This is a genomic window from Haloferax sp. Atlit-48N, assembly GCF_003383015.2.
GTDB classification, from domain to species: domain Archaea; phylum Halobacteriota; class Halobacteria; order Halobacteriales; family Haloferacaceae; genus Haloferax; species Haloferax volcanii.
Genome location: NZ_CP137693.1, coordinates 363,571 through 383,627, shown reverse-complemented (window position 1 = coordinate 383,627; position 20,057 = coordinate 363,571). Strand labels below are relative to the sequence as shown.

Here is a 20,057-nt window from a genome sequence, read left to right as displayed (position 1 = left end):
TGGAACTGAAAGCAATTCATGAAGACTGCTGTCTATCGAGGCCCCGACGACATTCGCATCGAAGCTGAGGGAGTCATGGACGATGTCCTCCAAGGGACGCTCGATCCGTCACCCATCTTCACGAAGACCGTTGACCTCGACGGCATCCCCGAAGGGTACGCGGCGATGGACGAGCGAGAGGCGATCAAGGTCATGGTGACACTCGACGAGTAGGGGTCGTCGCCTGCAATGACCACAGTCCAGCGGGCCGGACCGCGACGGCCGCTGGATCGTTCGCGGTGCCGGTTTCGTTCTCTGCGTTCGTCTCGTCGGTTCCGTCCTCGGGACCCGCCTCCTCGATGATGTAGCGCTGACCGACCATCGGGTCCAGCAGCCTGTCGACGGGCGCACGGTTGTCGCGCAACACGGGCACGTCGTCGGTCGGGACATCGGTCGTGTACCCGTCGATGGCTTCACTGAGGTCGATGCCGATATCCCGGGCACGGTTGCGCTCACGGAGCTGTTCCTGCGTGATTCGCTCCTCGTTCATGGTTGCGACGAGCTCGATGTTCTGGACGACGCCCGCCTCGATCGTCGGGAAGGCGTACACCTCTTCAAACGTCCCGTTCATCGTCCTGTACTCCGCGCGATAGAAGTCCGAGGCCGGGCCCGAGGGCGCGGAAATAACGTTCGCAACCACCATCCCGTGTGGCGAGAGGCGATCGGACGCCAAGTTCATAAACTCGCTCGTCGTGAGCTGGAAGGGGACTTTGTCTCGCCTGTACGCGTCCAGCACGATGAGGTCGTAGGTGGTGTCCGTCTCTTGGAGGAACTGTCTGCCGCCCTGGACGTGGACGTTGATGTCGTACTCGTCGGCCTGGAAGTACTCGTTCGCCACCCGCACCACCTCCGGATCGATCTCAGCCACGTCGATCGTGGCGTTGTACTCCGCAGCGAAGCGTCTTGGACCGCTGAAGCCGCCGCCGCCGATGAACAGCACTCGGTCGATATCGTCCGGGTCCTCGGCGAACAGGTAGGGCAGGTGGAAGTAGCGAGTGTACTCGAAGACGTGTCTGGTCGGGTTCGACGTGTCCATCGCGCTGTGGCGTTGGCCGTCCAGATAGAGAGTACGGGTGTCCCCCGAATCGATGACCTCGAGTTCTTGATAGGCAGTCTGCGTCTCGTAGACCACCTCGCCCCGGGCAGTGAACCCGAGCGCGCCGGTTGTCGTCGCCGCGGTCAGGAGCAACGCCACACCGACCGCAGGGAGCGCCGACACCCTGTCATCGGGCCACGTCAGATACAGCGCGGTGAGGACCGCCACCCCGCCGAGGGTGAGGTAGATGTACGTCACCGAGAGGGAAGGGATGAGGAAGAACGTCGTACCGAAGGCGCCGACGATGCTCCCGATGGTCCCGAGCGCGTAGACGTGGCCGGATGCCTCGCCGATGCCCTCCTTTTGCGAGAGTTGGGCGGCGTAGGGGCTGATGAAGCCGAGCAGGTACGTCGGCGGGCCGAACATGAGTATCACCGCCGGCAGGGAGGCGAACCGACTCGGTAAGGGGAACGCGGTCGTCGAAATCAACAGCTGGTCACCGAAGAAGATGAGCAGGGCGACGTAGGCGGCTGTGCCCAAGAGCAGGCGAACGAGCTGGACGTTGCTCGCCTGCGTCCTGGCGCGCTGGCCGCCGACGTGATAGCCCAGACTGAGGGCCGCGAGGAAGACGGCGATGATGCTGCCCCACGTGTAGATGGAGCTCCCGAACTGCGGGGCGACGACCCGGCCGGCGAGGATTTCGAGACCCATGCTCGAAACCCCGGAGACGAACACCGCAATCTCGGGTCCGCTCAATCGGAACCGATCCGCGAAACTCATTATGCCAACTCTAAGGCGCCCACTCTGTTCAATCCGATTCGAACAGGCTAGCATATTTAAATACTCTGGTGAGAGTCCGGCGCCCGGCCCGCTGTCCGACCACCGGCACCGCTATCTCGCCCAGTCCCACTTTCGAATCTGCTTTGCCCGGGGTGTTTCGATAATCGAGATGGACACGGACTCGACATCCAGTCCGACGTTGGGTCCCTGTTCGAGACCGGCCCAGATTAGTTCGGATCAGCGAGATCGAGTTCGTGCACCGTCAACGACCCCTCTGGGAGTCCCGACTCTATCTCTCCTTTCGCGTCCTCGCCGCGTTCGGTGTTCCGACACGCCATAACGACGTGTGCGCCCTTCTCGGCGAGGGCTTTCGTCACCTCGAAGCCGACTATTCGCACCTGTCACCACAATCGTCCCCATTTGAGGTTCCGACACAGATCCTCCGTCAACCGAACTACTGTGGTCTTGGTCCGCTTCCATTACCTGTATCGATGCAGTGAGATGGCTTACAGACTATGCTACTATGTAAGCCCATGTTTAAATCCACGATACGCCATCCCGGAGACACGAATCGACAATATTGGACGGTAGTGGGTTCAGATGCGGTCTTCGGTTCCCCATCTTACACCCTTACCGCCGAACCAAACACCGGCCTCGTTGACCGCAAGGAGGAACACACGATGTCGTCGAACGACTATTGTCGCCGAGCAGGTATTATATGCTCCAGCGCTGATTGCTATATATGGCCATCGCCGCAGAAATTCTCCTGTCGTCGGACGTACTCCCTTTCGTCAAGCTCGCTCGGACGCTTCCGAGTCGAGAGATCTCGCTCTCTCAGATGATCCGTCTCGACGAGGACCGATACATCTTCATGGTCAGTATTCCAGCTGACGAACGAGAGACGTTCGAAGCCGAGGCTAGCGACCAACCTGAGATGGTTGACGTGCGGTCGGTTGGGAAAGCGCCGGACGGCTGGTTCTACCAGCTCCTCGCCGAGCGAACCACTGATCTGCTCGAGTCACACGACCCGACGGAGTTCGAGGGTGTGCTACTGGACGCGACCATAACCGGAGAGGGGTGGGTCGAACGAAAAGTGTTTGCCGACTACGATGCGCTCAGCACCCTGCGAGACCGCTGTGAAGTGTATGGACTTCCCTTCGAACTCCTCAACATCTCCTCGGATCCTGAGCATCCCGAGGAACGGGCACAGTTCGGGCTGACCGACAGACAGTACGAGGCGATGCGCGTCGCCTTCTCGCTTGGGTACTACGAATCGCCACGGACTGCATCGACGGCCGACGTTGCGCAAGAACTCGACATCTCGGCACCCGCGGCCTCAGATCTCCTCCGTCGAGCAGAACATCGACTGATCAGTCAGACGGTCGCCGATGGACGCGTCCTGCAACCCGTTGCCGGTCATTAGCCTCGCTGAATGATTGTTACCACTTCGTGAGTTGAGATAGACTCAGACACAACGCTCAGGAGGCTGGTAGCGTCTCGCGTTCAGGAACATATATCTACTGCCAGTTTGCTTCGACTAGCGGCAGGTCGAACGAGACGCCGGTGAGATCTTCGGAGACCTCCCAGAGCCGCTTGGCGGTGTCTACGTCGTAGGAGCGGTCGCTCGACTCCTGGATCTCGGGGGAGCCGCGCATATTCCGGAACCCGTCGGGACCGACGTACTCGCCTCCTTCGATGCCCGGGTCGGTCGCGGCGTAGAGCATCGGCTCTGCGCCCCGCTCGGCGCTTTGAGCGATCACGGCGTTCGCGAGTTTCATCATCCAGAGGCGAAGTTGGGAGCCCGACTGTTCGGGGCCACGTCGTTGGAGGTTCGTCGCGGCCCATCCAGGATGGCAGGCGACACTTATGACGCTCGCGTCCGCCGCCCGGAGGCGCCGGTCGAGCTCGTACGCGAACAGGAGGTTCGCGAGTTTCGACTGCCCGTACGCGTCCCAGGCGCTGTAGGACTGTTCGCCCTGAAGGTCCTCGAAGTCAATCTCGCTGTTCCTGTGTGCCACACTGCTCTGCGTGACGACGCGCGTCGTCCCGGGCGTCTGCTCCAAGAGGGGGAGGAGGTGGGCGGTGAGCGCGAAGTGGCCGAGGTGGTTCACACCGAACTGGTACTCGAAGCCATCCGTCGTCTCCTTCCGTGGAATCGCCATTATACCGGCGTTGTTACAGAGGACGTGAAGTTCGTCGTACATCGACTCGAACCACTCGGCGAACGCCGCGACCGAGTCGAGATCGGCGAGATCGAGTTCGTGCACCGTCAGTGATGCCTCGGGAACCTCGGCTTCGATCTCTCTTTTCGCGTCCTCGCCGCGGTCGATACTTCGACACGCCATGACGACGTGGGCGCCCTGCTCGGCGAGGGCCTTCGTCACCTCGAAGCCGAGTCCACTGTTCGCGCCCGTCACGACGACCGTTCCGATATCACGTGACCGATCAGGTCCGTCGTCGACTGATTCGATCGAGCCGTTCGGTTCAGACATTGCTCACGTATACGCGGATAGCGGGCATACGTCCTATGCTAACCAGTTAGTCTATATATCAGTGCGAGCTCGGACGTTCCCCGTCTGAGTACTCGACATCGCGAGGACTGGTTCAGTCCCGCTCGGGTCACTCACCGGAGCGTCCTCGACTGCGCGACGAACGAGGTACATCGTTCCCCTCGTCACAGCGAGTGTCGGTACAGTCCGCGGAGTGGGCTTTTTCTATCGAGTGAAAACCACCAGCGAACGGGTGTGTCTCGAGCAGTGCCCGGCACCTCTATTTAAATGGGCTTTCTGATTAGCATCAATTTCAAGCAACATGTTCTCCCACTAAGAGTAGGTGAACCGCGTGAATAGGCGATCGCTGATGAAGACGGTCGGCGTGATGGGCGTAGTTGCGATGGGTAGCGCGATAGCTGTAGAGAATTACACGACACGACAGACTAACATGGAAATCACGAAAAACAGTTCACGGTCATCGATTGAAGGGCCCGCCGAGTATTTCACAGGGAGTGTCATTATCAACCCCCTGTTCCGTCCACAGGAAGATGCACGCGCGGCCGGGGCCAGCGTTACGTTCGACCCCGGTGCACGTACCGCCTGGCACACTCATCCGTTGGGACAGATTCTCCTCGTGACGAGTGGCTGCGGCCTCGTACAGAGCGAGGGAGGACCGATCGAGCAGGTACAACCCGGCGACGTGGTCTGGTTCCCGCCGGGAGAACGGCACTGGCACGGAGCGACACCGGACCAGAGCATGACGCACACCGCTATTCAAGAGGAATTCGGCGGGGAAGCGGTCACCTGGCTGGACCACGTCACCGACGAGGAGTATCAGCCGGAGGAGGTCTGACCGGTTTGGGGCTAGTAGACGACCAGTGACTCCCGAACCTGCTGACCCCCAGACGACCACGAGATGACAACACACATCCAATGACAGACGACAGCTCGAAGGCGAACGGTGAAGCACAGAGTACGAGAAGAAACGTCCTCCGGAGCTCCGCAGTCCTCGGTGGTGGCACACTACTGGCTGGCTGCTCGGCGATGGCCCCGACGGCAACCAGTAACGAAGGGACTGAACAGCTAACGCAGACCACGACCGGTACCGGAGAAGATGAACAACTGACCCAGACCGACACCTCTCGGGGATACGCTGCTCGTGACGAATCAGGGCATCTGTCGCCCTGGACGTTCGAGCGCAGGTCGCTCGGCGAATACGACATTCGTGTCGACATCAAATACTGTGGCGTCTGTCACTCGGACATTCACCAGCTTCGAGGCGATTGGTGGCCCCAGCAGTACCCACAGGTGCCCGGGCACGAGATGACGGGCATCGTCGCGGAGGTCGGCGACAGCGTTACCCGATTCGACGTCGGTGACCGAATCGGTGTGGGGACGATGGTCGGTTGCCGTGGCGACTGCACGGCCGACTGGGGCGAGGAGCAGTACGGCGAGAACGTGCTGTACACGTACGGTATCCCGGATCCACAGTCGCCGACGGGCATCACCCAGGGCGGGTATGCGAACGATATCATCGTTGAGGAGGATTTCGCTATCGAGATTCCCGAAACGATTCAACTGGAGCACGCAGCACCGCTACTCTGTGCGGGTATCACGACCTACGCCCCGCTTCTCAACAATTCTATCGAGGAGGGGGACAGAGTCGGAGTCGCTGGTATTGGTGGTCTCGGACACCTTGCGGTGAAGCTGGCAGTCTCGAAGGGAGCAGAGGTCTATGCGTTCACCACCACTGAAAGCAAGGTCGAGGATATCCTCTCCTGGGGTGCCGAGGAAGCGGTCTTCGTCGACTCGCCGGAGGCGCTCCAGCCGTATTACGGAACCCTCGATTACATGATCTCGGCGATTGCGGTCAACTATAACCTCGGCTCCTACGTCCCGCTAGTGAGGCCGCACGGGACGTACACGCAGGTGGGCATCCCCGGTGAGGCGTTATCCTTCAACCAGAGTGTATTCAACCGTAGCAGAGTCAAATACGAAGGCTGGTTGACTGGAGGTATTCCCCAGACGCAGGAACTCGTCAACTACTGTGCGGAACACGATATCCACCCGGAGATTCAGATGATAGAAGCGGATGAAGTGAACGAAGCATGGGAGGATGTCGTCGATAAGGAAGCGCGGTATAGATATGTCATCGACACGGAAACAATTTAAAAATCATGTCCGTATGTGACAATTGCGCCCAACACATATCTGAACGCTTCAAACGGGTATTCAGTGATGAAACCGGTCGTGTGCGCGCCTGTCCCGGGTGTGCCACCAAAGCTGGCATCGCCCAGAGTTCACGCGAGCGAAGCAGCGGCGGGTGAGACGCGAACTGACCGACGTCCCCATCCATTCGATAGATCACTATGGTTTTGAATCGTTCTTCAATCTGGACGGAGAACTCACCGCGGCCGTCTCCCGGCGTGAAACGTTTTCTGTGTCGTTTTCGTGATGAGCCGGATCGGTGCGGTCCCCATCGGACACATCAACGACAACTCGCGTTCGCCGCGTTCCAGTTTATCGCATGATGGTCACTACCCACGCGGCAGTTGGTGTCGCGCTGGGGGCTGTCCTCCTTCAGGTACGTCCCGAGTTTGCCGTGATGGCGGCAGTCGCGGGTTTTCTGGGCGGCCTATTTCCGGACCTCGACTTCTTATTCGAGCATCGGAAGACGCTCCACTTCCCGGTCTATTACTGGGTAGCCGCAGTTCCAGTCGCAGTACTGGCCATCGTCTTCCCATCGGATCAGACCATAGCAGTCCTCTTCTTCGTAGTATCGGCTGGTATTCATTCGATGATGGATGTCTTCGGTGGCCCGCGTGAGTTCCGTCCGTGGGAACATACGTCGAATCAAGCGGTGTATCTCCATTATCGACAAAGATGGCTGGCTCCGAGAAGAGGAATCCGGTACGACGGGGCCCCAGAGGACTTACTGGTTGCCACTGCCACTTCAGTCCCCGGTCTATTACTGTTCGAAGGGCAATTCCGGAGTCTCATACTCGTCGGACTCGTCGTCTCAGGTCTATACACCCTTTTTCGAAAACAGATCCCGGAGTTCACTCACGGTAGAGAATAATTCGTGTGGTTGCATTTGCCCACGGAGCAGACGACTCTCAAGGAAGCACGAACGGCCTCAAGCCATGTGTGGCGGTTTACTGGGTGACGATGACTCTACTGAGTGATCCAGTGACAGAGCCGAATGGAAGGGCGATTCAATCAGCTCCGCGGCCACCATCGACGGGTATCGTATGGCCAGAGATATATGTGGCATCGGATGAACAAAGAAACGCCACCACACCGGCTATCTCTTCGGGGGCGGCAATACGGCCCAATGGAACGTCTCGCATAACCGACGCATCGAACTCGGCCCACCTCGGCAGAAACATAGTTCGAATCAACCGGATCACCGGCAGTATTCGGTGTTCATGTGCAACGGTAATGTGGGACTCCTGAGTGAGTACGGCTATCGCTGGGAAATCGAGAGCGGCTACCGGAGCATTAAGCGGTTCATGGCCGCGACAACCTCGAAGAACTTCGTACTGCGATTCTTCTATTCGCGTTCGCGTGTCTCTATACTCGATTTGGCGGGCTGTTGATCTACTTGTACAGGTCGAGTTGACGGGTGAGTACGAGCACTCGCCGATGGTAACTGCGGACAATACGCTCACACTGTTAAAGAAAGAGACTGGAATCGGGTAGTCACAGGGTCCAAGACGACAGAGACTGAGTGGCGGTGAGCGGCAGCGCCGTTCTGATTTCTTTACATACGCAGTTCGAGTTGGACTCCTAACTGGAGCCGGTGTCCAGACCCGAGTCTGAACCGTGTCGAGTCCGTTGGTCGGCTGATATCGCGCATACTGGCGGTGCTATACCCTGTAGTCTCAACTTCCATGGTTGAGAGAAATGAACATCGATGGCTTGCTGAACTCCATCCTCTGTATCAGTCATGACTCTTCTGACGAGAATCAGAGGAGTTCGACTCATTTGGCGTCCCATTCATTGATATCCGCTGTTCAGAGTGACTTGTCGATGTTGTGAGTGAGACAGCCGACAACGAGTTCACGGAACTGCTTCCACCAGTGTCGTGAGCGGACGAATGGGCCATATCTCCGTTTGAGACGAGAGTTCACTGTCTCGTTCTGACTCCGTTGGCCGTAGAGGTCGGCGTCCAGCCGAGCGTTCCACGCTTTGTGAAGGGACGAGAACTCGCGGTGCTTGATGAGCGGACGAACACCAGTTTCACGGGCTAATGCGCGAATCTTCTGGTCATCGTATCCCTTGTCGCCGAGGAGAACCGCCGACCCGGCTGCTGCGTTTCTCCATCGACTCTCGGAGAAACACGATCTCTCAGAGGCTGTGTTTCTCGTTGATGGCTACGGCTACCAGACTGCCCTCTCTCGATTAGGATTGAGCGGTCGGCTTGACTACGTCGAGCGAAACCTCATCGAAAAGTGGTTTCACACCCTCAAAATGCGAGTCGACCGCTTCCATAATTCGTGGGTAGGCAGTCACGGAAGCGTCCGCGAGTGGTTCATACAATTTACGCAATACTACAACCATCAAAGACCGTATCAAGCGCTCAATGGACGAACGCCAGTCGAGGAAGTCACTAACTAGACAGTGCCGTTGAAGCCATCGAATCGCTCTCGTTACCCCACAGTTTCAGCAGTTTTATACACTTTTAGGTCGACCAAAAAGTGATGTCAGAGCGGGACACTTGCCACCGACCACACCGGAATGAACACGTCCGAAACGAGGACAGAGATGAAGAGAACAGCCGTCACGACTGTCCAGCGGATAGCGTACCGCCGATGGACGATTCAGAGAGCGACGAACTCGACCGGCGGGCGTTCCTGAAAGCCGCCGTGGCCGCGGGCGGCGCGGCGGCGTTCAGCGCGTGTCTCAGTCGAGAAGATACTGACGTTCCGCGCGGTCCCGACGACCTGTCGTCGCATCCGGCGCGGCAACACGCGTGGAACCGTGTTCTCCCACGCGATGACTATGGGAACGTTGTCGCCCCGAGACACCATCTCCTCCTCTATTTAGATCTTCAGACGAGTGGCCGTCCGACTGACGCGGACAGAGAAGCCGTCGAAACAGCGCTTCGCGGGGTCGAGCGCGCTTACGAACGAAGCGGTGACGGGCTCTTACTGACCGTCGGTTACTCGCCGGCGTACTTCGACCGGTTCGACGACCCGCTTCCCGCCACGGTCGACGTTCCGCGACCGGAGGCGCTATCCCCCTTCGAAGACCCTGCATTCGACGAACCGGACGCCGTGCTCCATCTCGCTAGCAATCGTGCGAACGTGGTTCTCGGAGCCGAGTCGGCGCTGACCGACGGGCGTTCGACGCTCAACGGCGTCGACCAGCCGATGGCGAACCTGACCGACGCGTTCGAGGTAGTCGACCGCCGAACCGGGTTCGTCGGGACGGGACTGCCAGCGCAAAACGCCGACGTCGACGGCGTGCCGTCCGACAGCGTCCCCGAGGACGCGCCGCTGTTCATGGGGTTCAAATCGGGGTTCGAAAAGAACCAAGCGAGCGAGGACCGCGTGACCATCCGGTCGGGTCCGTTCGCCGGCGGAACGACGCAACACATCTCACGACTGAGACTCAATCTCGACCAGTGGTACACGCAGGACGACCGCTGGCAGCGCGAAGCGAAGATGTTCTGCCCGTACCACGCCCAAAACGACCGTATCGAAGGCGTCGGCGACAACCTCGGAACCGACAGCGCCGTCGGCGACTGCGGCGACGCGACGGACACCGCCCGCGAGACGGGCGTCGTCGGACACACACAGAAAGTCGCCCGGGCGCGAGAGGACGACAGCCCCCTCCTCCTCAGACGCGACTTCGACTCGACCGACGGTGGTCACGCGGGGCTTCACTTCCTCTCAGTACAGCGGGGAATCACCGACTTCGTGACGACGCGAGAGGCAATGAACGGGACGGACCTCGCCGAGAAGTCGTCCGTCGGCCAGCGCAATAACAACGGCATTCTGCAGTACGTTCGCACCGTACGGCGGGGGAACTTCCTCGTACCCCCGCGCCGTCTACGGGCGCTGCCGCCGGCGGCTCCCGCGGACGGGTCGACGGGCGAGGACGACTCCGCGAGGGAGGAGCCTCGTGCGTAGACGCACCCTCTTCCGGACGGTCGGGGGACTCTCTGTCGGCGGTCTCGCGGGCTGTCTCGGCGGTGTCAGTTCCGGGGGGTCCGGCGCTGAGGGGACCGAGTCGAACGGCGGCTCTACGGCGTCATCGGCCGAACCGCCGCTCGTCGAAGACCGACCGGACGCGGTCTATCTGCCGACGCACTTCGAAGGCATGGACGTGGTCGGCACGCAATCGGCCGGCGACTACACCTGCGCACTCGCGTACACGTACCCACACCGCTTCTGGTTAGTCAAGCCCGATGGGCTGACGACCGTCGCCGTCAAGCCCGAGGACACCGTGCACGTAATGCCCATCGTCTGGCACACAGAGACGGGTCTCGTTCCGCCGGACCGCAACCCGCAACTGACGTTCACACGGGACGGCGAGACCGTCGCGGAACTCTCGCCGTGGCCCATGCTCTCACAGCCGATGGGCTTTCACTTCGGTGACAACGTCGCGCTCGGCGGCGAGGGCGTCTTCGACATCGACGTGCGTGTCGGGTCGCCGTCGATTCGGCGGACCGGGGCGCTCGCCGACAGCGGCGGTGACGTCTCGTTTTCCTTCGAGTTCGAGTTTGCGGCGTCGGCGCTCGACGAGATTATGGTGTCGGACATCCCCGCCGACGAGGAGGGGACAGCGGGTGCCGTCGAACCGATGGCCATGGAGATGCTTCCGAGCACGCAGGTCCCGGCGGAACGCGACCTCCCGGGAACGGTCCGGGGAACGGCGACGAGCGGTGACGCCGTCTTCGTCGTGACGACGCTCGCGGACGCGACGCCGTTCGGCGGCACGACGGACGAGACGTACGTCGCCGTCTCCCCGCGGACGCCACACAATCGGTATATGCTCCCCCAGATGGCGCTGTCGGGAACACTGCGACGCGACGGCGAGACGGTCTTCGACGGCTACCTCCAGTCGACGCTCGACCCGGACCTCGCCTATCACTACGGAGCCGTCGTTCCCGAACTCAGTGCGGGCGACGAGTTCACCATCACGGTCGACTCGCCGCCGCAGGCGGCTCGCCACGAGGGGTACGAGACGGCGTTCCTCGACATGGAGCCGATGACGATGACGCTCACCGAGTAAACGCGAACGCCGGGCGGCGGGCGGGGGTAGCTGGGCGGCGTCGTCGGATGCGCCCGCTCACCGCGACGGGCCGAAAAGATCGATGTCAGAGTCAGAACCACGCGGGGTCCGCCGCACCGGCGACCGACAGGAGGGCGGCGGCGACGACCACGCCGCCCCAGCCAACCCGCTTCGAGGCCCGACCGGAGACGACCGCACCGACCGCGGCGCCGCCGACGGCGAGACCCAGCCCGCCCACGGCGGGGGTGAACCACGGGGGAACTTCGTCGGGTTCGAGCGGTTCGCTCGGCGTCGAATCGTCGTGGTCGAGGTGGGCGCTTCCGACGCTCGCCCCGCCGCCGAGCAGACAGACGACGAGGGCGACGGCGACGAGCGCGGCCGTCGCGTCGGTTCTAGAACTCATCGCGGAACCACGGGAGGAATCCCGCGAGGAAGCGGTCGGTCGCGGGCATGAAGTACGACCCGTAGTGGTACGTCGGGTCGAGCGTCGTCGCGACGAGGTCGCCGGTCCACGTCTCCCGGTCGAGGTAGAGGACCGCGTCGCCGTCGACGTCGGTCACGAGCACGTCCGCGTCCGCGGGCGCATCGAACGCCCCGTGGAAGTGCCACGTGCAGTCGCGGGGCGGGACCGCCTCGAAGAACGGGTGGTCGTCGCGCGGGAACCGAAGGCCGCTGTCGCCGTCGGAATCGAGCCACCACCAGAAGTTCGTCGGGCGATGGGTCCACGACAGTTCGGGGAGCCACGGGTCGGGCTGGCCGCCGAACACCGCCGCGTCACCGCCGCCATCGAGAAAGTCGAAGATGGCGTCGCGCCCCTCGTGGAGCGCGCCGAGGTGGAGTCGCGACGGGACGAGGAGTCGGTCGAACACCGAGAGGTCAACCATCGACAGGTCGCGCACGTGAACCACTTCGTCGACGTACCGAGCGTACTCCGAGTCCAAGAGCGTCCGGCGCTGTGGAGCGGTCCCGCTGTAAAGCGCGGCGAGGCGCGTCATCGGCGGTCCTCCCCGTTTCGGAGCGGTTCCGGACTGCCGCCAACGGCGACATCCGACTCGGTTCGAATCCACGAGACGAGCTGCCGCGGCACCCGGGCGGCGCTCGTCTCCCGGCGACCGAACCCGATGAGGTCGTTTCCGCTGTGGGCGAAAATCGTCCCGTCGGTCGTCTCGTCGTCGACGTAGACGACCGGCTCACCACCGGGGAGTTCGAGAATCGCCGTCGCGTGTGCCGGCGGCGGGTTATGCCCGCGAGCGAAGAAGCCGGCGACGCCGCGCTGGTAGGTCAAATCGTCCATCGAGACGCCGTCGAACACCGGATGTGAGGTGACTTCGCTCACGACGTAGTCCGTGTGGTCTTCGATGTCTCGGGGAACGAACGGTTCCGCGCCGGGAAGCCACCGAGTTGCGAGGTGGCCGCTGAAGACGACGACGCCGCCCACGTCGAGGAACTCCCGAATCACGTCGCGGTGACGGTAGAGGTAGTCCTGGTCGGCGTGGCTGGAAATCACCACGCCCGCAAAGCGGGATAGCTCGGTCTCCAGCAGGTCGTACTGGTCGATTCGGACGAGGTGCTCGCGGACGAACGGGGTCTGACAGAACGGGCGCGTAAAGCAGTCGTCGGGGTCGAGAAACCCGACGGGTGACGCCCCGTCCCCGGTCGGCGGTGCCGTCTCGGTCGCCTCGGTCTGGCCGCCGTTCGTCGCTGGTCGCGGTCGCGTTGAGTCGTGTGTCGTCATCGGTAGTCGGTTGTCATCGTTCTGCGTGCGGTTCGTCGCCCTCGGCGGGCGCGTTCTCAGCGCTGGCGTCGGCCGCGTTCGCTTCTGCCGCTGTCGGTGACTTACCGGCGTGGAGCGCCCTCGTCGCGTCGACGAGCGTTCGCGTCTCCTCGTGGGACGGCGTCGAAAGAAGCGTCGTCGGGGGACCGCTTTCGACGATGCGACCGTCAGCGAGGACGGCGAGCCTATCCGCGAACTCGCTGGCGGCGGCGATGTCGTGTGTCACGTGAAGCAGCGTGATGTCTCGGGCCGCGACGAGGTCGTACAGGAGTTCCAAGAGGTCGCGGCGGAGCGGTGCGTCCAGCATCGAGGTTGGCTCGTCCGCGACGAGGACCGCCGGTTCGAGAACGACGGCGCGAGCGATGGCGACGCGCTGCCGCTCGCCCCCGGAGAGCGCGGTGGGTCGCCGCCCCGCGTAGTCTTCGGCCGGCGCGAGGCCCACGTCGGAAAGCGCGTCGAGCACGCGGGCGTCGCGGTCGCCCGGCTCGCCGATGTCGTGGATGTCGAGCGGCTCACGAACGACGCGCCCGACCGTTCGGTTCGGCGACAGCGAGGCGTAAGGGTCCTGAAACAGATAGTGGACCGTCCGCCCGAGCGACGTGCGGTCGGTCGCGGCCCACGACGGGACCGACCGACCCTCGACGGCGACGGTCCCCTCGTCGGGGGTGACGAGTCCGGCGGCCATGCGGCCGAGCGTGCTCTTTCCCGCACCGCTCTCACCGACCAGCGCGACCGATTCGCCGCGGCTGACGCGGAGATGTACCCCCCGAAGCACCGCGTCGCCGTCGTACGACTTCGCAACGCCGTCGTATTCGAGGTGGGCGTCGCCCGTGTCTGCGGACCCCGAGTCCGTGGGTGCAGTGGAATCCCCGGAGGCACCCCGCGATGCGCCGATATCGGACGGGAGCGTCGGTCGCGCGCCGAGCAGTTCGTTCGTGTACGGGTGGTCGGGCGACTCGTGGAGTCTGTCGGTCTCACCGACCTCTACGACGTGGCCGTCTCGAACGACGGCGATTCGGTCGGCGACGCGAGCGACCGACGAGAGGTCGTGGGTGACCATGACCAGCGAGAAGCCGAGTCGGGCCTGAAGCGATTCGAGCAGGTCGAGCAGTCGAATCGTCGTCACCGTGTCGAGGCCGGTCGTCGGCTCGTCGGCGACGAGCACGTCCGGGTCGTTCGCGAGGGCGGCGGCGATGACGCCCCGCTGACGCATCCCGCCGCTCAGTTCGTGGGGGTATCGCCCGTGACTCTCGGCGTCTAACCCCACGTCCGTCAACACGTCTTCGGCGCGTTCGCGGGCGTCGTCGCGGGAGCAGTCGCGGTGGGCGACCACCGCCTCGACGACCTGTTCGCGGAGCGTCCGCCTCGGGTCGAGCGCGTTCATCGCCTCCTGCGGGACGAACGCGACGGCGTCTCCACGGAAGTCGGCCGTCGTCGGGGACCGGGCGGCCCCCGCGTCGTCGATGCGGTCGGTCCGGAGCGTCACGGACCCCGAGGCGACACGTCCGGGCGGGTCGAGAAGCGCGAGGAGCGCGAGCGCGAGACTGCTCTTTCCGCTCCCCGACTCGCCGACGACGCCGAGGGTCTCCCCGCGTCCCACCGAGAGGTTCACGTCGTCGACCGCGGTCGGGGCGGTATCGTCGTCGCCGTAGACGACGGTGAGGTCGGTCACGTCGAGGACCGGAGCCGAATCGGGGGCCGGCGGCATTACGGTGAGTTCCGGGCCGTCGTCGACGGCGGTCGCGGCGCGCCGGTCGCCCGCGGTGCGCCGCTCGATACCGAGCGCGAGAAAGGTAAACGAGAGCACGCTTCCGCCGATGGCGACGCCCGGCGGGAGCACCCACCACGACCACGCGTCGGTGAGGAAGGCGCTCCGCTGTTGGGCGTAGAACAGTATCGTCCCCCACGAGGGGGCGGTCGGGTCGCCGAGGCCGAGGAAGCTCAGCGACGCTTCGAGGAGTATGGCCGAACTCGCGGCCTTTGCGAACTGGGCGACCGCGATGGGCAACAGCGCGGGGACGACGTAGTGTCGGGCGACGTAGGTCGGCGAGGCGCCCATCGACCGCGACGCCCGCACGAAGGTCCGCGCTCGAATCGAGAGCACCTGCGAGCGAAGCTCTCGGGCGGGACGCGCCCACATCACCGCGACGAGGACGCCCACGGTCGTCGCCAGACTCGGGCCGAGCACCGCGGCGGCGACGATAACGAGCGGCAAAAACGGGAGGGTCAACACCACGTCGACGACGCGCATCAACACCGTCTCGGTCCGCCCGCCGACGACGCCCGCCGTGACGCCGACCAAAAGCCCGGCGAGCACCGCGAGCGACCCGGCGAGCAGGCCGACCAAAAGCGACACGCGCGCCCCGACGAGGAGGAGCGAGAGGAGGTCGTGTCCGGCGTCGTCCGTCCCCAACGGGTGGGCCGAACTCGGCGCTTCGAATGGGTCGCCGACGGCGACGTCCGCGGGGTACGGCGCGAGCATCGGTGCGAACACGGCGATAACACCGATAGACAGCACGCCGGCCGCGCCGACGAAGACGAGCCAGTCGCGCCGCGAGAGGGTGCTCGCCGCGGCGACGAGGCCGCCGAGTCGGGAGGTGGCCGCGCTCACTCGCCGGCCCCCCCATCAGCCGCGCCCGTTCGCGGGTCGACGAGCGGGTACGTGAGGTCGGCGAGGACGTTGGCGGCGATGACCGTCACGGTGAGGACGAGGAACGCGCCCTGCAAGAGCGGGTAATCGCGGGCGAGCGCCGCGTCGTAGACGAGCATCCCGAGTCCGGGATACGAGAACACGGTCTCGACGACGACCGCGCCGCCGACGAGCGTTCCCAACTGAAGGGTAAAGCGCGTGTAGATGGGCAGCAGGGCGTTCGGGAGCGCGTGTCTGAACAGAATCGCTCGCTCGGAGAGTCCCTTCGCCCGCTCGAACCGGACGAAGTCGGCGTCCGTCGTCGTGAGGACGGAGCCGCGGGCGACGAGGTAGATGCCGCCGGTCCGGGCGAGCGTGAGCGTGGCCAGCGGGAGCGCGAGATGCATCGCGCGGTCGACGAGCGTGTCGAAGACCCCCGTCGTCCCCGCGACCGAGGCGATGCCGTAGGAGGGGAACCAGCCGAGCCGGAACGCGAACACCGAGACGAACAGCATACCGACCCAGAACGCGGGCGTCGAGTTGGCGGCGACGAGGGCGGTCAGGAGCGCCGCGTCCGTCTCGGACCCCTCGTTCCACGCGCTCCACGCGCCGAGGAGCGTCCCCACCAGCGTCGACACGACGAGCGTGAGACCGACGAGCACGAGCGTCGAGGGGAGGTGTTCGAGGATGACGGCGGCGACCGGCCGCCCGAACATCACCGACGAGCCGAGGTCGCCGCGCACGATTCCGAGCAGGTAGTCCACGTACTGGATATGAAGCGGCTGGTCGAGGCCGTACGTCGCCAGCAGTTCCCGTCGCTGGGCGGCCGACAGGTCGGCGACCGCCTGCCCGACGACGTACCGAAGCGGGTCGCCCGGCGCGAGGTGCGGGAGCGCGAAATTGACCGTCAGCGCCGCGAGAAGCGTCGCGCCGTACTCGACGACGCCGCGTCCGACCGCCCGGAAGTGCGCGGTCATGGGCTCAGTCGAACGACCGGGTCACGGCCGTGCCGCGTTCGTCTTCGGGGAGGAGCGACCACTTGTGATGGATGCCGAAGCCGGGCGACTCGGCCCACGCGTCGTGCGCCTCGGGGTCGTAGCCCCAGCGCGGCTCGGGGTACCACAACACGAGCGACGTGGGCTGGCTGTTGAACAGGCGCTGCATCTCGAAGAGCACCTCCTTTCGGGCCTCGACGGTCGTCGTCTGTCGCCACTCGTCGTAGAGGGCGTCCCACTCGGGGTAGTCGATGTCGTTCCGCCAGAGGTAGCCCGAGCGGTGGGACATGACGAACTGGTCGGGGTCGGCGACGCCGTGCGGCGAGATGTCGCTGACGTACATATCGAAGTCGCGGGAGCCGAACAGGCTCCCAATCGAGCCGGGGTCGAGCGTCCTGACCTCGACCTCGATACCCACTTCGAGGAGGTCGGCGGCGACCATCTCGGCGGCGCGAATCCACGTGGGCTGGTTCGACGCGACTTTCAGCGAGAACGACAGCGGGTCGCCGGCCTCCGTCTCGCGGACGCCGTCGCCGTCGTCGTCGGTGAAGCCGAGTTCGTCGAGCGTCGCCCGAGCACTCTCCGGGTCGTACGGCGTCGACAGGTCGGGTGCCGTCCACGGCGATTCGGGGTGCGGATAGCCCTCGACGCCGGGGCGCGCCATCCCGAGCGTGACGGTCTCCGTAATCGCTTCCCGGTCGATGGCGTCCGAGACCGCGCCGCGGAACGCGTGCTGGTCGAACGGCTCGCGCTCGTAGTTGATTCGGATTTCGACGAGCGAGAGCCAATCGGTTCGAACGACGTCGACCGACTCCGAGGACTCGAACCGGTCGATGGCCTCAGGCGGAATCTCGACGTTCGCCGTGTCGACTTCGCCGGTCTCCAACGCCGTGAAGATGGTCGAGTGGTCCTTGATAATCGGGACCAAAAGCTCGTCGACGAGCGGTGCCCCGCCGAAGTAGTCGTCGTTGGCGACGAATCGGAGCCGCTCGCCCGCCTCGTAGTCGACCAGTTCGTACGGACCGGTCCCGACTGGGTACTCGGCGTACGTGTAGGGGTCGTCGACGCTCTCCCAGATGTGCGCCGGGAGGATGGGGAGGTCCGCGAACGTGATGTCCGCCAGCGTCGGTGCGGGGTACGCGCACTCGAACCGGACCGTCTCGTCGTCGACCGCTTCGATGGCGTCGATTTCGGGGGCGTCGCTCACGTGGTGCGTGTAGCGATTCGGCTCGGCGTCGCGGAAGTAGCGATAGGTGAACACCACGTCGTCGGCGGTGAACGGTTCGCCGTCGTGCCACGTGGCGTCCGGGCGAACGGTCGCGGTCCACGTCGTCTCGTCGACTTGCGTCGTCTCCGTCGCCAGCCCCGGCATCGGGTCTTCGACGTACGGCGACGGCGCGAGCAGGCGGTCGTACACGAGGTCCTTCAGCCAGTCGAACGAGCTGCCGCTACTCACGTAGATGTTCAGCGGCGAGCTCGGGTCGGCGTCGGTCGCAATGCGGAGCGTCGTCGACTCGCCGTCCCCGCCGAGGTCCTCGGCAGCACCGGTACAGCCGGCGAGTCCCGTGAGCCCCGCGAGCGCGGTGGCTCCAGTCTTCAGGGTCGTACGCCGCGTTAAGTTCCTGTTTATCATCATTTGTTTAGGTCGGCCTAAATCATATAGAGTTTCCGATTTAGGTGAGCCAAAAGTATCTGAATTCGAGGATTAAACAGCCCATTGAACCGGATAATGGCAATTGGCTGTCTAGTTCGGAGCGCGTGGTGACAGCAATGGGCGTCCGTTCACCGACGATAATGACAATAATACAATATATTCGAGGGAGGCGGGTCGGGGGAGTTGATGAGTAAGGACCGTCTCCAATATTCGAAGATTAGATGTCTCCCTCAGAGCGCTTGCAATTGCTGACGTGCTAACTGCCACGTCGCTCACACAACGTGGTGCGCTCACACGGCAGAGGTCAGATGAACACTAAGTATGATTTCTGTGTCGCTCGCCAGCTTGATTGTGCTGCACTCACGGCGTCAACACAACTGGTCTCGAGGGCGTGCTGCGCTATCTTGAGACGCACGGCGAGGTCGATGACGGCCGACTCCCGGAGCGGGACGGGTTCCAGCAGTTGGCGGCTGACTACGGTGTGCGACTACCTCGAAATCCGATATCACCATTATTTTTATTGAAATTCTCTCGTCTCTCATCCGGTTGGGAGCGCGAGGAGAAACGCGAAAAACGCTAATGGGATGACGAAGACCGCAGCGTACCAGAGTGCCGCGGTGACGAGTAACAACCACGTGCCGAGTCCGTAGTTGGTTGGGTCCCAATCAATGCCAACCCGCGGTAAGCCGATAACCGAAGTCAGTGGCAGCACACCCATGTATGCAATCGTGAGTACGAACGCCATAGCCAGCAGTGCATTCGAGAGCGCGGCACCCTCTGTACTCGTTGTCGTGAAAACAATGCCAGTACCGATCGCGAATGGGACCGACAGCGCAATAGCGACGAGGAGATAGCTTGCGACCGTGGAGCGTACTGGTGGGAGTCCGTGGAATAATGAACGAATTCGGCTGCTGAGTAGGATCGGGCTCCACAGTACCGCAGCGACGAGTCCGGACCCGAACACGAGAGCGAGCGTGTCGAACATCGGTACCTACTGGACCAACACCCGTATGACTCAAAAGCATACAGGAGACTTAAAACCGATTTTGAACAGCGGCTCTGCTTAGCTGAGCGCTTATTCTTGGAAAAGAGCAACCAATACACGCATCCCCGTGCTCACGTCGGCATTCTTCACCCGTCTCTTCGATGAATACGAGTCGCTCAACTGGCGCGAATTGGTGCGTGACTCCCGCTGTCCCGAGTGTCGTCAACACTGTCCGTCGAGTATATCGATCACTCGTTTGTCGCGTCTACTGATCATCGATAGGGTTCGGAACGGTTCTCTCTCACGGAACTGGTCGAACGATAGATGATACTGACGTAGTATCACGAGTCGGCAGTTGTCGCCGGGCGGGATGCTTCAACACCCCGATAGCTCAAATCGAAACTGTGCTCTGCGTCGTATCCACGAAACAG

General features: G+C 63.1%; 16 protein-coding genes and 7 pseudogenes. 11 read left to right on the top strand and 12 right to left on the bottom strand.

Annotated features, from left to right (window positions below; translation table 11 throughout):
• Positions 1 to 66: 66 nt before the first annotated feature.
• A pseudogene (locus DEQ67_RS19600) lies at positions 67 to 213 on the top strand (IMP dehydrogenase); the annotation flags it as partial.
• Here the strand turns inward: DEQ67_RS19600 and DEQ67_RS19595 are convergent.
• Together DEQ67_RS19595 and DEQ67_RS19590 are read right to left on the bottom strand one after the other, a co-directional pair.
• Positions 191 to 1,855 carry a spermidine synthase gene (locus tag DEQ67_RS19595; RefSeq protein WP_115891559.1) on the bottom strand — a complete coding sequence of 555 codons (1,665 nt, stop codon included), beginning with the start codon at positions 1,853 to 1,855 and terminating at the stop codon, positions 191 to 193. The pseudogene DEQ67_RS19600 and the gene DEQ67_RS19595 overlap by 23 nt on opposite strands.
• A 236-nt stretch (positions 1,856 to 2,091) precedes the next feature.
• Positions 2,092 to 2,275, bottom strand: a pseudogene (locus DEQ67_RS19590) (short-chain dehydrogenase); the annotation flags it as partial.
• Between the two features lie 322 nt (positions 2,276 to 2,597).
• Here DEQ67_RS19590 and DEQ67_RS19585 point away from each other — a divergent pair.
• Complete coding sequence (locus tag DEQ67_RS19585; protein WP_115861576.1) at positions 2,598 to 3,278, top strand: helix-turn-helix domain-containing protein; 681 nt, start codon at positions 2,598 to 2,600, stop codon at positions 3,276 to 3,278.
• Positions 3,279 to 3,372: 94 nt separating this feature from the next.
• Here the strand turns inward: DEQ67_RS19585 and DEQ67_RS19580 are convergent, their stop codons facing one another.
• On the bottom strand, positions 3,373 to 4,239 hold the full coding sequence (locus tag DEQ67_RS19580; RefSeq protein ID WP_233506097.1) for an oxidoreductase: 867 nt from the start codon (positions 4,237 to 4,239) through the stop codon (positions 3,373 to 3,375).
• Positions 4,240 to 4,795: 556 nt separating this feature from the next.
• On the opposite strand from DEQ67_RS19580, the gene DEQ67_RS19575 reads away from it, so the two are divergent.
• The 4 genes from DEQ67_RS19575 (at position 4,796) to DEQ67_RS19560 (ending at position 7,426) form a co-directional block, all read left to right on the top strand.
• Entirely contained in the window at positions 4,796 to 5,200 is a 405-nt protein-coding gene (locus DEQ67_RS19575; RefSeq protein ID WP_115861637.1) for a (R)-mandelonitrile lyase, read from the top strand.
• An 80-nt stretch (positions 5,201 to 5,280) separates the two neighbouring features.
• Positions 5,281 to 6,519, top strand: a complete 1,239-nt coding sequence (locus DEQ67_RS19570) for an alcohol dehydrogenase catalytic domain-containing protein (protein ID WP_199519419.1) — start codon at positions 5,281 to 5,283, stop codon at positions 6,517 to 6,519.
• 5 nt (positions 6,520 to 6,524) lie between these two features.
• On the top strand, positions 6,525 to 6,674 hold the full coding sequence (locus DEQ67_RS19565; RefSeq protein ID WP_424020188.1) for a DUF7563 family protein: 150 nt from the start codon (positions 6,525 to 6,527) through the stop codon (positions 6,672 to 6,674).
• A gap of 200 nt (positions 6,675 to 6,874) precedes the next feature.
• Positions 6,875 to 7,426: a metal-dependent hydrolase gene (locus DEQ67_RS19560; RefSeq protein ID WP_115861570.1), complete on the top strand. Its 552-nt coding sequence runs from the start codon at positions 6,875 to 6,877 to the stop codon at positions 7,424 to 7,426.
• Positions 7,427 to 7,562: 136 nt separating this feature from the next.
• On the opposite strand, the pseudogene DEQ67_RS19555 reads toward DEQ67_RS19560, so the two are convergent.
• A pseudogene (locus tag DEQ67_RS19555) lies at positions 7,563 to 7,727 on the bottom strand (SDR family oxidoreductase); the annotation flags it as partial.
• An 18-nt stretch (positions 7,728 to 7,745) separates the two neighbouring features.
• Here DEQ67_RS19555 and DEQ67_RS19550 point away from each other — a divergent pair.
• Positions 7,746 to 8,049, top strand: a pseudogene (locus DEQ67_RS19550) (transposase); the annotation flags it as partial.
• Positions 8,050 to 8,363: 314 nt separating this feature from the next.
• Here DEQ67_RS19550 and DEQ67_RS19545 read toward each other — a convergent pair.
• Positions 8,364 to 8,645, bottom strand: a pseudogene (locus DEQ67_RS19545) (transposase); the annotation flags it as partial.
• Here DEQ67_RS19545 and DEQ67_RS19540 point away from each other — a divergent pair.
• The 3 genes and pseudogenes from DEQ67_RS19540 to DEQ67_RS19530 all read left to right on the top strand — a co-directional run.
• A pseudogene (locus tag DEQ67_RS19540) lies at positions 8,638 to 8,967 on the top strand (IS6 family transposase); the annotation flags it as partial. The pseudogenes DEQ67_RS19545 and DEQ67_RS19540 overlap by 8 nt on opposite strands.
• Positions 8,968 to 9,161: 194 nt before the next feature.
• On the top strand, positions 9,162 to 10,484 hold the full coding sequence (locus tag DEQ67_RS19535) for a DUF7405 family protein (protein WP_115803518.1): 1,323 nt from the start codon (positions 9,162 to 9,164) through the stop codon (positions 10,482 to 10,484).
• Positions 10,477 to 11,589, top strand: coding sequence for a DUF7350 domain-containing protein (locus DEQ67_RS19530; protein ID WP_115861566.1), 1,113 nt, complete (start codon positions 10,477 to 10,479; stop codon positions 11,587 to 11,589). Before DEQ67_RS19535 ends, DEQ67_RS19530 begins: the two co-directional genes overlap by 8 nt.
• Before the next feature lie 91 nt (positions 11,590 to 11,680).
• On the opposite strand, the gene DEQ67_RS19525 is transcribed toward DEQ67_RS19530, so the two are convergent.
• From DEQ67_RS19525 to DEQ67_RS19500, 6 genes are read right to left on the bottom strand one after another with little or no spacing between them, the layout of a single operon-like run.
• Positions 11,681 to 11,992: a hypothetical protein gene (locus DEQ67_RS19525; RefSeq protein WP_115803520.1), complete on the bottom strand. Its 312-nt coding sequence runs from the start codon at positions 11,990 to 11,992 to the stop codon at positions 11,681 to 11,683.
• A complete protein-coding gene (locus DEQ67_RS19520; RefSeq protein WP_115861564.1) occupies positions 11,982 to 12,584 on the bottom strand; it encodes a hypothetical protein in 603 nt (200 codons plus the stop codon). The genes DEQ67_RS19525 and DEQ67_RS19520 overlap by 11 nt, the downstream gene beginning before the upstream one ends.
• Positions 12,581 to 13,324 (bottom strand): phosphate starvation-inducible protein PhoH, encoded by a 744-nt coding sequence (locus tag DEQ67_RS19515; protein ID WP_115861562.1) that lies wholly within the window; start codon positions 13,322 to 13,324, stop codon positions 12,581 to 12,583. The genes DEQ67_RS19520 and DEQ67_RS19515 overlap by 4 nt, the downstream gene beginning before the upstream one ends.
• 13 nt (positions 13,325 to 13,337) lie before the next feature.
• Complete coding sequence (locus tag DEQ67_RS19510; RefSeq protein ID WP_115891560.1) at positions 13,338 to 15,974, bottom strand: ATP-binding cassette domain-containing protein; 2,637 nt, start codon at positions 15,972 to 15,974, stop codon at positions 13,338 to 13,340.
• Positions 15,971 to 16,969, bottom strand: coding sequence for an ABC transporter permease (locus tag DEQ67_RS19505; protein WP_004061560.1), 999 nt, complete (start codon positions 16,967 to 16,969; stop codon positions 15,971 to 15,973). Before DEQ67_RS19505 ends, DEQ67_RS19510 begins: the two co-directional genes overlap by 4 nt.
• Positions 16,970 to 16,973: 4 nt before the next feature.
• Positions 16,974 to 18,620 (bottom strand): ABC transporter substrate-binding protein, encoded by a 1,647-nt coding sequence (locus DEQ67_RS19500; protein WP_233506094.1) that lies wholly within the window; start codon positions 18,618 to 18,620, stop codon positions 16,974 to 16,976.
• Positions 18,621 to 19,023: 403 nt separating this feature from the next.
• Between DEQ67_RS19500 and DEQ67_RS19495 the strand changes: the two are divergent.
• Positions 19,024 to 19,137, top strand: a pseudogene (locus DEQ67_RS19495) (transcriptional regulator TrmB); the annotation flags it as partial.
• Between the two features lie 42 nt (positions 19,138 to 19,179).
• On the opposite strand, the gene DEQ67_RS19490 reads toward DEQ67_RS19495, so the two are convergent.
• Complete coding sequence (locus DEQ67_RS19490) at positions 19,180 to 19,626, bottom strand: hypothetical protein (RefSeq protein ID WP_223174126.1); 447 nt, start codon at positions 19,624 to 19,626, stop codon at positions 19,180 to 19,182.
• Positions 19,627 to 20,057: the final 431 nt, after the last annotated feature.

Excerpts from the sequence above, each read along its gene's own strand:
- DEQ67_RS19595 (WP_115891559.1), bottom strand. The coding sequence starts at position 1,855 with ATGAGTTTCGCGGATCGGTTCCGATTGAGCGGACCCGAGATTGCGGTG.
- DEQ67_RS19585 (WP_115861576.1), top strand. The coding sequence starts at position 2,598 with ATGGCCATCGCCGCAGAAATTCTCCTGTCGTCGGACGTACTCCCTTTC.
- DEQ67_RS19575 (WP_115861637.1), top strand. The coding sequence starts at position 4,796 with ATGGAAATCACGAAAAACAGTTCACGGTCATCGATTGAAGGGCCCGCC.
- DEQ67_RS19570 (WP_199519419.1), top strand. The coding sequence starts at position 5,281 with ATGACAGACGACAGCTCGAAGGCGAACGGTGAAGCACAGAGTACGAGA.
- DEQ67_RS19565 (WP_424020188.1), top strand. The coding sequence starts at position 6,525 with ATGTCCGTATGTGACAATTGCGCCCAACACATATCTGAACGCTTCAAA.
- DEQ67_RS19560 (WP_115861570.1), top strand. The coding sequence starts at position 6,875 with ATGATGGTCACTACCCACGCGGCAGTTGGTGTCGCGCTGGGGGCTGTC.
- DEQ67_RS19535 (WP_115803518.1), top strand. The coding sequence starts at position 9,162 with ATGGACGATTCAGAGAGCGACGAACTCGACCGGCGGGCGTTCCTGAAA.
- DEQ67_RS19525 (WP_115803520.1), bottom strand. The coding sequence starts at position 11,992 with ATGAGTTCTAGAACCGACGCGACGGCCGCGCTCGTCGCCGTCGCCCTC.
- DEQ67_RS19520 (WP_115861564.1), bottom strand. The coding sequence starts at position 12,584 with ATGACGCGCCTCGCCGCGCTTTACAGCGGGACCGCTCCACAGCGCCGG.
- DEQ67_RS19515 (WP_115861562.1), bottom strand. The coding sequence starts at position 13,324 with ATGACGACACACGACTCAACGCGACCGCGACCAGCGACGAACGGCGGC.
- DEQ67_RS19505 (WP_004061560.1), bottom strand. The coding sequence starts at position 16,969 with ATGACCGCGCACTTCCGGGCGGTCGGACGCGGCGTCGTCGAGTACGGC.
- DEQ67_RS19500 (WP_233506094.1), bottom strand. The coding sequence starts at position 18,620 with ATGATAAACAGGAACTTAACGCGGCGTACGACCCTGAAGACTGGAGCC.
- DEQ67_RS19490 (WP_223174126.1), bottom strand. The coding sequence starts at position 19,626 with ATGTTCGACACGCTCGCTCTCGTGTTCGGGTCCGGACTCGTCGCTGCG.